Source organism: Bremerella sp. TYQ1 (assembly GCF_020150455.1).
GTDB classification, from domain to species: domain Bacteria; phylum Planctomycetota; class Planctomycetia; order Pirellulales; family Pirellulaceae; genus Bremerella; species Bremerella volcania_A.
The window spans coordinates 4083437-4096876 of sequence record NZ_CP083740.1; the positions used below are offsets into that span (position 1 = coordinate 4083437).

General features: G+C 53.8%; 5 protein-coding genes. 3 read left to right on the forward strand and 2 right to left on the reverse strand.

Features of this window, described 5'->3' with window-relative positions:
* Positions 1-124 precede the first annotated feature (124 nt).
* Together LA756_RS27190 and LA756_RS16280 are read right to left on the reverse strand one after the other, a co-directional pair.
* On the reverse strand, positions 125-5104 hold the full coding sequence (locus LA756_RS27190; RefSeq protein WP_261362039.1) for a PVC-type heme-binding CxxCH protein: 4980 nt from the start codon (positions 5102-5104) through the stop codon (positions 125-127).
* A gap of 337 nt (positions 5105-5441) precedes the next feature.
* Positions 5442-7136, reverse strand: a complete 1695-nt coding sequence (locus LA756_RS16280) for a PQQ-binding-like beta-propeller repeat protein (RefSeq protein ID WP_224435776.1) — start codon at positions 7134-7136, stop codon at positions 5442-5444.
* Between the two features lie 431 nt (positions 7137-7567).
* Here LA756_RS16280 and LA756_RS16285 point away from each other — a divergent pair, with 431 nt between their 5' ends.
* From LA756_RS16285 to LA756_RS16295, 3 genes are all read left to right on the forward strand, one after another.
* Positions 7568-11578: a hypothetical protein gene (locus tag LA756_RS16285; RefSeq protein ID WP_224435777.1), complete on the forward strand. Its 4011-nt coding sequence runs from the start codon at positions 7568-7570 to the stop codon at positions 11576-11578.
* A gap of 126 nt (positions 11579-11704) precedes the next feature.
* Positions 11705-12487 (forward strand): ScpA family protein, encoded by a 783-nt coding sequence (locus LA756_RS16290; protein WP_224435778.1) that lies wholly within the window; start codon positions 11705-11707, stop codon positions 12485-12487.
* 90 nt (positions 12488-12577) lie between these two features.
* On the forward strand, positions 12578-13417 hold the full coding sequence (locus LA756_RS16295) for an MBL fold metallo-hydrolase (RefSeq protein ID WP_224435779.1): 840 nt from the start codon (positions 12578-12580) through the stop codon (positions 13415-13417).
* The last annotated feature ends 23 nt before the right edge of the window (positions 13418-13440 follow it).

Below are 13440 nucleotides of genomic sequence, written 5' to 3' on the forward strand. Positions count from 1 at the left end.
TGGGGTGAGTCGAAGGACCCAAATGTAGAAAATTCCGCAGAATCGGCAGAAACCAACAAAAAAGGCCGTGTGAACGACGATGTTCACACGACCTTCAAGCTTTTAAAACGAAATCTGGCGGCGACTATTTCTTTTTCAGCGTCGAAACGTAATCAACAACGTCGACAAGCTCTTGCACCGTCATCAATTTCTGCAGGTCGTTGGGCATCACTGAGATCGGCAACTTGCGGATCTCTTCGACTTCGTCTTTAGGGATCGTTCGAGCCAAGCCTTCCGCGTTGGTGATTGTGATGGAATCGGCCGTTTCGCTCGTCTTCAGGCCTGCCACGGCAGTTCCGCTGTCGGTAAGCACAGCCCAATTCTCGTAGTTGTGGCTAATCCCTGCACTGGGATAAAGAATGGCCTCGAACATCGCTTCACGACTAAGCTTCGAGCCGATCTCGCTCAGGTTTGGACCAACCTCTTTGCCTTCGTTGTTTACCACATGGCACTTGCTACATGTTCCTGTCGTTGCAAAGACTTGCTTTCCTTTGGCAGCTGAGCCTTTCATTTTCACCAGCGCATCCAGCGGAGGCAGTGGCTTATTGTCCTTCGACGGTGGTTGCGGGAAGAGCTCGGCGGCCTGACGGCGAACGTCCGCCCAAACAGCAATCTTCAGGGGAGCTGCGGCGGCCTGCATCAATTCGGCATCAAGCTTTCCTGCTTTAGCTAGTTCCAATAACTGCTCGGCCGATTTTTCGTTGTTCGCCAAGCCCTTCACGGCAGCCCTTCGGACTTGCAAGTCGGCCGACGAGTCGTTCAACGTGCGTGTCAGCCAAGCATTGGCTTGCCCTGTGCTGCTATTGGAAATGGCAGTCGTCAATGCAAGCTTCTGCTCTGTCGTACCATTCCGGAGCGTCTTGCCGAGCATTTGATTCTGACCGCGACGAAGCAGCACGTTTACAGCAGCGACGCCTGATTCGGTCTCTGGTTGAGCCAACGCAATTTCCAGCAGATCACCATAGTGATTCTTCAGCTGAAAACGTTCGACAAGATCAACATACATCGGCGTCCCTGCCAACTTCGCGAGGGCCTTTTCCATTGCGGCGGCGGTCTCGGGATTGTTGGCGTCGAAGTTCTTAAGACGCTTGACCGATTCGGAAATGATCAACGTCTCCGCGTCGTCATGCCGAGTGCCTGAGAACGCGAGTGCTGCGACGGCCTCGTTGACCGCGTCGGCATTTGGCTGAAAGTCGAGGGCTCGGAAGTATCGCGGCAGCTGATCGGGCTGATTCTTCTGATCCGCGACCATCGTCGCGATTAGCTTCGGCGTCTGGGTCGCGCGACTTCGCCAGACGATATCTTTTTCGGCCGGCGTATCGAGCTTTCCATCGATTGCTTTGAGGTAAGCTGCCAAGCGGCTATCCCAATGTAGATCCGCCCCGATGCCGAGCGATTCCAGATACCAGCGATCTTTACCATCGTATTGTTTGGCAAGTGCCGCCCATTGCTGCGAGGCTTTGTCGCTTCCGTCAAAGCGAAGTTCGATAGCTGCCGAGCGGCGAACCTGCGGTGACTTATCGTTGAGCACTTTGGCAACGACCTCAGTGGCCGGAATATCGAGCTGATGGGCCATTCGCAAACCGGTGATGCGGATGTCGGGGTTACTCGATGCAAGAGCCAGATCAACGTATTGGCGTCCTTTCCCCTCGATCTTGCCGAGCAGCCATAACAGGCGGGCCTGATAGCGCGGATCTTTGGCTGAATCGTAAGCCGACTTCAGCGCGGCTTCCGCCTCGGCTCCCTGCTCGTGCAGTTTCGTCCACGCCATATAACGAACTGATAGGCATGGGTTTTCAAGCGCCTTAATGCAACCCTCGATCGTCGAGAAATCGAACTTCGGGATGATGTATTTCGAGCCTTCTGGAGCGACGCGGAACAAGCGACCACGATCAAGATCGCGTTGACCATGTCCGCCGACGCCGGGATCGTACCAGTCACTGACGAAGATCGAACCATCCGGCGCAACACAGACATCGGCCGGACGGAACCAGTTGTCGCGAGCCCCGTGCAAGATATCGACCGACTCGGCCGAATAGCCGGCGCCATCTTTCTTCACAGGATAGGCACGCACAATACTTGGGCCGGCATCGCAGTGGATGACCTGATTGTGAAAGACTTCCGGCAACAAGTCGCCTTCGTACATGCAAATCCCAGTCGGCGAACCGGCACCTGTTTGCAGCAAGTTGGGAACGACACCGGGATCGTTCAAATGCCAATGCTGCAGCGGAACTTCGCTTTCCATGTTGGTCCGCGGATCCCGCCATCCAGCGCCCGTCATTTGATCGCGGTAGCCATAGTTGCCGTACTGCATCACGTAGTTGATGCGTACACCACGGTTACCATCGTCGTCGTTGTCGCTCTGCCAAAGCGTGCCGAACGAGTCGACAGTTACTTCGTAGTTATTGCGAAAGTTATGGCCGAGAACCTCGAATTCACTGCCGTCTAGATTACAACGAAACGGCATACCACCGAAGTAAGGCTTGCCGTTATCGACGACCGGATTGCCCGCTTTATCGACGATGACGTTGCCATTCGCGTCGTGGACATGCTTTCCAGTGTTACCGACATTCCAATACAGTTTTCCGTCGGGTCCAAAGAGGAAGCTGTGGGCGGAGTGGTCGTGCTGAGGCTGTCCGGTCTTCGTGAAAAAAAGCTCTTTCTTTTCCGGCTTATCGTCGCCATTTTCATCGGTGAAGACGTAAACATTCGGTGACGCGGAAACGATAACTTTGTTTCCAAGCACACAAATGCCCATCGCCGAATCGATGTCGCGACCTTGATAGAAGACCTTCGAGCTGTCGGCCACTCCGTCCCCATCTTCATCTTCCAGAATCAGGATGCGATCCCCTGCTTCCCGGCTGCCGTTGTTGCGGCGATAGTTCATCACATCGCAGACCCAGATTCGGCCGCGGTGATCGATGTCGATGTTAGTTAGGCTTTTTAGATCAGGTTCCGAAGCAGTTAGCGTCGCTTCAAGTCCTGGGTAGATGTCGAGATTAGCAACCGCAGTTTCAGGCTCGCGTCCCGCAGCGGCAGCTTGCTCGGAAACGTTGCCAGGGTTCTCGCTGTAAACAGCAAATTGAACCGACGTGTCGTTGCCGCCATTCTGATTCGTTCCACCATTGTCCAACGCCCCTTTGGCGACAAACGTGGTGTAACCTTCTGGCAAATCGTATTCGATAACAGAATTGGCGTGCGTACCGATCCCATTTTCATAGGCCTTGCCGTTGACCATCAGCGGTGTGCCGTCGACGTTCCGGTTCTTATTGACGCTCCGCCAATCGGTGGTGGCTTTCTTCCAATTCAGTTCGGTCAAAAGCTTCTCGCCACTGGGACCGACCAGCTTTGGCTCGATCCAATCGGCCCAATCGCAGCTGTAGCCATTCCCGCCATCGGAGACGACGAGAAACAGCTTCTTGGCCCCTTTCAGGTCGACTTTAATGTCGACCTGATGCCCTGGGGTCGCCGTGGTGACGACGGGGCTTTGGTAAAGAGGCTTTGCATTTTTAGAAACCTTGTTGTTCGTTGGCTTCTTGGCTTCTTTCTTCTTGGGCTGCGGCTTCGGTCCCGGAATCAGGCCTTCCATATCACTACGAGTGAACGAATTGGATTCGACACCGTTCTTGGGAACCTCTTCGTGGCTGATCCAGACGATGGCATTGAGAACCGTCTTGCGGAAATTCGGGTCGGCCCAATTCCAATGGAAGTGACCGCCTGTGAAACCGAAGCCACGTCCACCATCTTCACGTTCAGAAGCCCAGGCCACGTGCTGAGGCTGGCCCTTCATCGCACGAACATGTTGGTTGCCGCTATGCGCGCCATCTGGTCGGCTCAGCGTGCTTTCTGGTGGAATGGCGGTCAAGATCGGCGTGACACCTTCCATGTCGTCTCGAAAACGCATGTTGTAGTACCACTCGTCGTTGATCTCAAACGGCTCGACGCCATTGGCAACCGGGTGATCTGGCAGCTTCGTGAACGAGGCGGTCCAGTGTGGATTTACACTCCACCATGTCTCGAAGTATCCACCGATCCAGTCGACAAACTTATCGCCTGGCTCGCCTTTGGGAATCTCCACACCATAGTGAATGCATGCCAGACCGACGCCGTCGTCCATCAGCTTTTGAAACTCTTCCAGGTGAGGCTTCAGCAAATGGCGCTCGCCGCCGTCGCAGTAAACGACCACCGCATCGGCGTTATCAAACGCGGTCGGATCGTCAGGCCAACCACCTTTATAGATCGAAGCTTCAAACTGTGGCATGTTTTCCGTCAGTGCCAACATCAATAAGCGACAGCCAGCCACATGTTCATGATCGCCCCAAGCATGGCTTGGCGTTCCAGGAACGAAAACGACTTTCTTCTTGCCTTCCTGCAATGGCAATCGCTTGAGCATGATGTCCTTGAATTGGACTTTCATCGGTGGACCGGCATGCAGCTGCAGAGCCAGGATACCGCTGGTTCGCGAATCCTTCTTGCCGTCGTCGATCACTTCGCTGAAGACTTCGCCGTTGATCTTATGGATCAGGTGATTGCCCTTGGCGATGATGTGGTAATCGTTCCAGTCTTCGTTCTTGATCTTGGCTTGCAGCTCGGCCGAATCGGCGAATCGTTCCGACTTGTAAGGCCCTTTGCCATCGGTAACGGTTGCCTTCGTACCACGCTGGGCGAGGATGCCACGGCCACGTTCTTCGTAGTTAATACCGCTGTAGGTTTCCTTGCTGTCGATGTCGGCCTGATAGCCTTTGACGACATGGTTACCGAGATCAGTCGAGCGATACTGGATACCCGAATTACCACCGACGATTCGGTACTTGAGCTTCAGTTCGAAGTCGTCGACTTTCCCCTGATCCCAGATGATGAACGTGTTCCCTTTGGTTGGATTTTCGGGGGTCGTCGTTCCAGTGATTGCGCCGTCTTCGACACTCCAGAACTTGTCGATCCCGCTCCAACCGTTGAGCGTCTTGCCATCAAAAATCGGCTTGAATCCAGCGTCGTCGGCCACCGCGTAACCACTCGCGGCAAAGACAACCATACCGGCCCAGAGCCATGTCAGGTGTTTGATCATGAGAAAGAATTCTCCTGCAATCTTGAGGTATTCGTAATGCGAGTCAGCAACCGCGCACGTTTCACGAAAAGCTTGTCAGGGTGAAGGAGGTCGTCAGGCTGGAGGGAATTCGCAGTCAACACGAACTCCCCTATGCGACGAGCGCGCGGGTGGACATGGCCTAGTTTAGCGGGGAATGAGTGCTCAATGCACTATCCGGAGAGTATTTCTCGGCTCATTTTGGAAAATGGCTAAGCCGAATGTGTATTACAAGGGAGATCAATTCGCCCGTAGCTACAAAAAAAGACTCACAGCGGATTGGCTGCGAGTCTTTTAAGATTTCACTCTGAATCGTTAGCTAGTTACCGAATGGATTGCTCATTCCAGCTCCATCGTCATTGGAGCTGCCGAACGGATCGGAACTACCGCTCCCGAATGGATCACTGGCATCGTTTCCGGAATCTCCTCCACCACCGAATGGATCGCTCGAACCGCTTCCAAACGGATCGGAGTTGCCTCCGCTGTTGCCACCGCCTCCGAATGGATCGGCCGCGCCACCACCACTTGGTGGACCAAACGGATTGGCATTGCCACCTCCAGGAGCGGCAAATGGATCGGCGGCTCCTCCCCCTGCGGCTGGCGGAGCGAATGGATCGACGGCCGGCTTCTCGCCTGGCTTTTCATTCTCCTTAGTCGCATCCCCTTCAGCAGCTTCTTCTTCGCTGGCCGGTGCTTTCACATTCACATGCACCATCGGATAAGGGTGTGCCGCCGAACGAAGGACGACCATGCGTCCAGTCTTGTTGCCGATGATAATTCGATCGGTCTGGCCATTGGTGTAGAAGAAGTCGTAGCCAGACAAATCAAGCGAACCGACCGAAGCGCCGGTATTGATATCCAACACGACTAAATCGTTCGATTGATCCAACGCATAAGCGTATTGATCGTTGGCGGAAAGGAACTTGGAAATTCGCGGAACGAACCATTTCACTTCGCCCTCTTCCAAACCAAGCTTGTACATTCCTCCACGCTGCAGCGTCACAAATACGCTGTCTCCAACGGCAATGGCGGAACTGTCGATCGGAAGCCCACACGAGAATCGCCACTGGACACTGCCGTCAGGTGCATAAATACAGTAGACATAGCCGGTCTCGGTGGTGAAGAACAATCGCAAGGGACCTTCGCTGCTGGGCGCGGCGAGGATCTGTCCGCTTGATTCAATTCGGTAACGAATCAAAGGACGGTCGGCATATCCAACGTAGAAATAGTTTCGATCCGTTGCCCAGGCGACCGAAGTTTGTGACGCCACCATAGGCTTACAAATTCGCCCCAGCGACTTGTATCGCGGAGTCAGACGAGGTCCACCATCGAAGTTGTACATTTCGACGGTTCCATCTTGCATGGGAATATAAATGAACTCGTCTCCCACGACTGGTCCAGCCGATGGGACACCTTCCAGTTTCTTGCTCCAACGGATCTCGCCGTTGACGCGACGCAAACAGTTCAGCGTGAAGTCATTGATAACGAAGACGGAATCGTCGTTGGCGTCGGCCGTCGGTTGAGGGTAACCTCGGCGACCGTACATCTTTGTCCATTCCGTTTTGCCGGTTCGACCATTGATGGCCATCAACATGCCGGCATTACTTTGGGCGAGGAAAGTCACTTCCGGAACTTCCAAGCGATTGACGACCGGCTTTTCTTCGCTTTGATCGAGCCGGGCAACGTGCTGATCAGCTTTTACTTTGGCCCCTTCCTCTCCAAGAGGACTGCCAGAGTAGTTCAGTTCATTGGACGCAAACGTAACGGTGCGTCCTTTGTGCTGAACCTCAAAAATGACAAGCGGGTTCTTCAAGCTGACAACTTGGTTGAATGTCTCGATCTCGGAGCGGTTCGGATTGATCGGCAATTGGCCAGACCACATCTTTTCGAGACCAAGCCGCTCGAGTTCCAAGTGAGAGAAATTTCGCGGACCAAGCTGAGCCATCGCGGGACTCGCGGCAAGAACAGCCAGGGAGAAGATGGCAATCCGCGTAACACATTTCTGAATTTGCATGATCGTTTGTGCTTCCTTCGACCGATCCTGGCATCGGATCAGCATTCTCTGTGGAAACTACCCAGACTAAACCTAAAACAGCGTTGCTGCGCAGTTTTAGACATGAAGACGAGATTCGGAACGGAAAAGAACGCTGCAAAGAGCGTTCTCTATAAGCATAACACTCGATTAGGAAATACCTTGCCGAGTTTTTTCATCTTAATTCAGAACTAGGCTCCGCGTCATCTTTTCGGCTCGGTTTTCGCCAAAACCTCGTTTTTCCACGATTCCTAGGGTTCTGCATCGCCTAGACCCCATCGCCACTCCCCTCTACGATGAACTTCTGTGGGAAATCTTACCGCTCTGGTGAGGGGGACGGACAATACGTTCTGACCGCTCACGGGCAGCATCCCCCGAATTAGGGTTCTTTTCTTAATCGCAGCGGATAGTTCATGGGTGATCGATACGAAGAGAATGGCTTGCTTGAGAAGATTCTCGGCTATTTCAACTTCTCTTCCGGCGATTTCGATGCTCGATTCGCGACCGCGATGGACCATCTGTTCCGACAGGTCGCCCAAGAGCAACCAGATGGCCCTTATTGGCCATGGGAGAAAGTCGGTCAGGCGCTGACCGATGGGCTGGAACGTCTTAAAGGTGAATCAGCCGCTCTGAAGCAAAGCGAGCAGGCTGAGACGGCGTTGCGATATGTCTTCGAAGTCGTTTTGCCAGGCTACTTGAAGTTTCACCACGATCTTCTGTTTCACCAAAGTGGCGAAACGCTCTTCTCCCCTTATTTCGTCGTTCGAGCGACTCAAGCCGTACTAACACAATCGGCCGAATGGGGGAACGAAGATCGAGTTCTTAAAAACTGTCTTCATCAACTAAACGACTATATTGGTCACCGCCCTGTTCCGGCACTCGAAACGCGCAAGACAGAGCCGTACCCTCACGAGTACTGTCGACCGATCCCGATCTGGCTGAAGGGTTCCGGCGCTTGCATTGGTCGGCATCAAGAAATCGTCGAGAAGACGCTCGAACTCCTTCAAAATACTGCGCCCGACATTCTGCAAGATGCTGGCTTCGATCCCGAAAAGCTGCAAGAGCTTGCCATCGACCCAAGGGCTTACGACTTCGAGCACCCCGTCAACAAACGGCCCAACTATCAGTTTGGTCAGTGGGACCCAGACAGCATCGATCTGAGTGGTCACTACAATCGATTCGTCGTTCAGCAGGTAACACTGGAAGCTCTCACCGATCGGGTCGATCAGAATCCGCCTGAGAACCTCTCCCATGACGAGGTGATTTACGAAGGTGCGGCTGTACTCGCTGGCGTAATTCTCATGGGTGCTGGTATTAGTGGCAGCGGACCAGGGGCATACGATTCGGAAACAACGCTTTCCAAACTAGTCCCCGTCATCGCGAACTACCGCGATCGCTTTTACAACCAGTTGCTGGATAACTGCCCCGAGAACATGACGCAGCGACTCAACGAAGAGTCGATTCAGCGTCGTCAGCCATTTGGTGCTGCTCGTCAACACTTGAACGCTTACCTGAGCAACCGGCGAGCGAAACAACTGGCCCACGTCCGCTTGGCACTCATCTATTCTCGGATGGGTTACCCCGACGCAGCTGGCAAACAAGTGGATGTCGTTCCGACCGCTTCAGCACGCATGCAATGCCGTATCGAGTGTTTTATCACGCTCGCTCATCAGGCCATGCGTCGCGACGACTTGAACGAAACGATCGAATACATCCACAAGATCGTCGATCGCCTGCATCGTGCGATCGAATGTGGTGCGATTGTCGACCCCTGGAATATCTTAGGCTTCGACGGTCAGTTCAGCCTGTTTCCGGCGTACGAGAACAGCGTCCGCGATCATCGCGTCGACGATTTGGCTCGGATGATCGAACAGATCTTCGACTTGATGTCTCAAGCACTCAGCGAAGCGGCTGTCCGCGATGACGAAGCGGTTCGCTCGAAAACAGCTTGGGCATTTGAAGAGTTCAGCATGTGGTGGCATCAGTTTGCGACTCATGAACTTTCGAGCGTCGACAGTCCAAGTGGGGATGACGCGTTCGCGGCGGCCAGGCGTGTCGCCGATGCTCTTCGCTTGTGGCATAAAGCAGGTGCAGAAGCTGGCGATGTCGCATTCTGGTCGCCCCACGCCGAGATGTTTGATTCGCCCAAAGCGTATGGGTTGGTGATCCAGGCTTTGCTCGAGCGAAACGATTTCGTCACGACGATGGCTCTGCTGATGCATTGGCTGGAGCAAGCGGACGACATTCCGCTACACCACCTCGATACGTCCTATTTCAGCATGGCGACGCAGTGGTTGCTGACGTTTCAGAAGCATCGCGATGGCATGCCGGATACTCCAGAGAATCAAACCGAAGCCTGGCAGATGATCCAGCGTTTCCTTGATTTCCAGGAGGCCAACGCCGGTATTTATAATCAAGTGCCTGGATGGTTTTCGAGACAGGCCAAGAAAGGGCAGTTCGACGAAGAACTGGACGCCCTCTTTCAAGGCGAAGAGCCAGGGGATGAAGACGACATCTTCCAAGCCGCCTATGAAGATGTCACTTTCACCGACAGCACCGACGACGGCAACGAAGGCGCCGTTTTCGATGGCAGCACCAGCGGCTCCGACTCAAGCGAAGATCTGCAAGTGGAATCGCGCCGCGTGAACATGCACATCTCGTTTCTCAGCTGCGTTGCCCAGCAGTGGCAAATGGCCGCCTTCCAGGCACTTCGCACGCAAGGCGAAGGAGTCGTCATCGAAAAGCTTCTGCAATGGCGCGAGCAAGCGATCAGCAACTACCGTGAGCTGCTCGAGCTGTTGCTAGTCGTCAATCAGCACAAGCTAAGCGATATTAGTGGCGATCACCAAGAGATGGTCGAATATGATCGTCAGCGAGCCGTGAAGGAATTCATGCTCGAACGTATCATTATGACGACCGTCAGTACTGCTTCGGCCGCACGAATTTTGTCGTCCGTGGTCGCCGCGATTGCTCCCGAACATAAGCAGTCGCTGGAGAACTTGGAGAAGGAGATTGGCGCCGAGCAGACCCTCGCGGTCGATCTCTTAGCGTCGATCCTAGCGGGTGATGCGGAAGGGGTTCAAAAGCATTTTCCGCCGATGCTGAACACGCTGAAAGACAAGCCGCTGCTCTATGTGCCGATCTCGAAACGGGGTGGGCCGCTGCGAATTGTTTCGACCCGTGTCCGCCAATCCACCATCCGAGAACTGCTGCACTGGTTGCCACGTGTGGGGCAGTACGATCTTTCTCGCCAGTTGCTCGACACGGCGCGAAAGATGGAGAACGACAACCCGATCGGCCCTGGTGCCATTACCGAATTCGACGCCCTCTTCGAGACCGGCTTCCTCGCTATCATCGATGCCGTTGTCGCTTCCTCGGAAAGCTGGGAAGTTGCCAACGAAGGCTCTTTAGAACTCGATAACGCTTTAGTCGAGTGCCTTGAGCATGTCACGCAAAACCTGCTGATCGTATGGCTCAACCATAGTCGAACGCTACGGCTATCAGCAGTCGAAAAGTTCTCGGACCCCGCTCAGTGGAAGCTGGTACAAGCTTTCATTCAAAGGTATGGCGCCGACTTGTTCACCCAGCACTTTTTCAATCGAGGCAACATCCGCAGTATCTTACATGGCGGCGTTGAAACGTGGATCGAGAAAGTCCGCCAGCAATGGCCTGACGATGACTGGCCGTTGTTCATTCAAGCGATGGGGACCAACATCAATCGCACGGAATCGATTGCTTGTTTCAGCATGGTTCTGGAAGCAGTCCTCGAGAATTTTGCCGAGTACCGCGACTACAACAGCACCACCACGCAAAGCGACCGTGGCGAGTACTTGTACATGTTCCTCGATTTCCTGAGACTTCGTACGGCCTACGATCGTGTATCGTGGAACTTGAAACCGATCGTGATGACCCATGAGATCCTCGTTCGAACCGGGCATGCCGATGCCGCACAGATGTGGCGAAAGGCCCTCGCCGATCGCATCGAGGACGAGGCCGACAAGTACGTTCGCAAGCTCCGCGATCTGCAGCGGGAGTATGCCATGCAGATGCCGACGGTGGCCGATCGTATCAAGGAGCGATTTGTCCGTCCCCTGGCCGTCGATCGGATCTGCTCCCTGGTCGAACAAGCAATGACCAATATGGGTAGCGAAGAGGCCGACACTGCTTTCCATTTGCTGTATGACGAAGCAGAAGCATTGGTCGAGGAGCCAAGCGGAGTTGGACTTGATATTCCGACATGGCTCAAGGCCCTCGATGAAGAAGTGACCAAGGTAGAACTCGAAGCTAGCTTCTCGACCGAGAACGAAGCCTGGCAACCTGGCGAAGCGATTCCGCTCAGGAAACTCTCTCTGGAAGAAGTTCACGACCAAATCGACAGCTGGACAACGCATTTCCCTTCCGGCGGAGACGAGGAAGAGGAATAATAAATCAGTCCCGCGTTTTCAGGAATTCAATGCCAGCAAGCAGAATCTACCTGAGAACTTTCCTTCGTCGACGTCTCCTGTGCAGCATGTCGACATTCCAGGCCATCGTCGAGACGGTACCCATTAATGAACTTTCGAGTTGAAATCCCGATCTATCGCGGACCGCTCGATTTGTTGCTGTACCTTGTGCGAAAGCATGAGCTCGACATCGTCGATATCCCCATCGCTCAAGTCACCCAGCAATATCTTCAGTACCTCGAGATTCTGAAAGCACTTGATGTCAATAGTGTCGCCGACTTCCTGGAGATGGCGAGTACGCTGATCGAAATCAAATCGAAGCTCGTTCTTCCCCAAGTCGAAGATGCCGATGAGGAAGCCATCGACGACCCCAGGGAACAGCTCGTCGAGCGACTGCTGGAGTACAAGCGATTCAAAGATGCGGCCAGTCTGCTTGAAGACCAAGGCCGCAATTGGCAGAGACGCTTCACTCGGATTGCTGACGATTTGCCTCCACGTAAGATCGACATGGCCGATCAGCCGATCAATGAAGTAGAACTGTGGGACTTAGTCAGTGCCCTCAATCGCCTTCTCAAAGACAACAAGGCCCAGCAGCCTACCAATATTGTTTACGACGACACCCCCATACGCGTACACATGAAAGCCGTTCATCAACGGATTGTCGAAGAAGGAAAAGTCCGCTTTCACACGCTTTTTCCGTCGGATGCTGCCAAGACACGGATTATCGGCATCTTCCTCGCCCTGCTCGAATTGATTCGGCACTATAATACGCTGGCCCATCAGGATGAAGGGGAAGACGAAATCTGGATTACCGCCGGGGAAGGCTTTGAGGCAGAAGTCCAATTCGAAGACGTTGACGAATACGAATCCGGAAAACTCACCTCTGAGTGAACCTTACCGGATGGATGCGAGTCCCTTTCTTCCACGTTTCCCCGGAAGTTGGGAAACCCAAAGTGATACGCACGCTAGATACCGAAGACAATGCTCGATAACGCCCCGCTGCGAAAACTGGAATTCAACGGACTGACGATCGAGGGATATTCCCGCGCGGCCGTGCAAACCTATTGGCGCATCCCCGAGATGAAGCTTGGCTTTGATCTTGGCCTACAGCCATGGGACTTCATGGGCACGGCAACCTGGTTTGTTTCGCATGCCCATCTCGATCATATCGCTGCACTACCGGTCTATGTTTCTCGTCGACGACTGATGAAAATGCCGCCACCGGTCATCTATATGCCCGAAGTGGCTGTCGGCCCTGCACTTCAAGTTTTGAAAGCGTTTAGCCGACTCGATCGCGGTAAAATGCCCTGTACGATTCATCCGGTGCATCCCGGCGAAGAGATTGAGTTGTCTCGTGAGTTAGTCGTGAACGTGTACGAAACGAAGCATACCGTTCCGTCGGTCGGCTATATCGTTTCGCAGCGCCGCCGAAAGCTAAAAGCAGAATATCAAAGCCTGCAAGGCGATCAAATTCGTGATCTGCGATTGGCTGGCACCGAAGTCACCGAAGAGCATCGACATCCGCTGCTTGCCTACCTAGGCGATAGTCGCGCGGAAGCGATGGACGACTCGCCGCAGTTTTACGAGGCCGATATCCTGATCATGGAGATGACGTTCGTTTCGCCTGAGCACCGCAAAGAAAAGATCCACAAGATGGGGCATATCCATTTGGACGATGTCGTCGCACGAAAAGATCGTTTTCGCAATCAGAAAGTAATCGCTTCGCACTTCAGCACGCGTTACAACAATCGTCAAATCCAAGAGCACGTGAAGGCCAAACTCCCCGACATGCTCGACGGTCGCCTCCATTTGTGGCTGTAACATACTGAGTCCGCTTTGCGGAA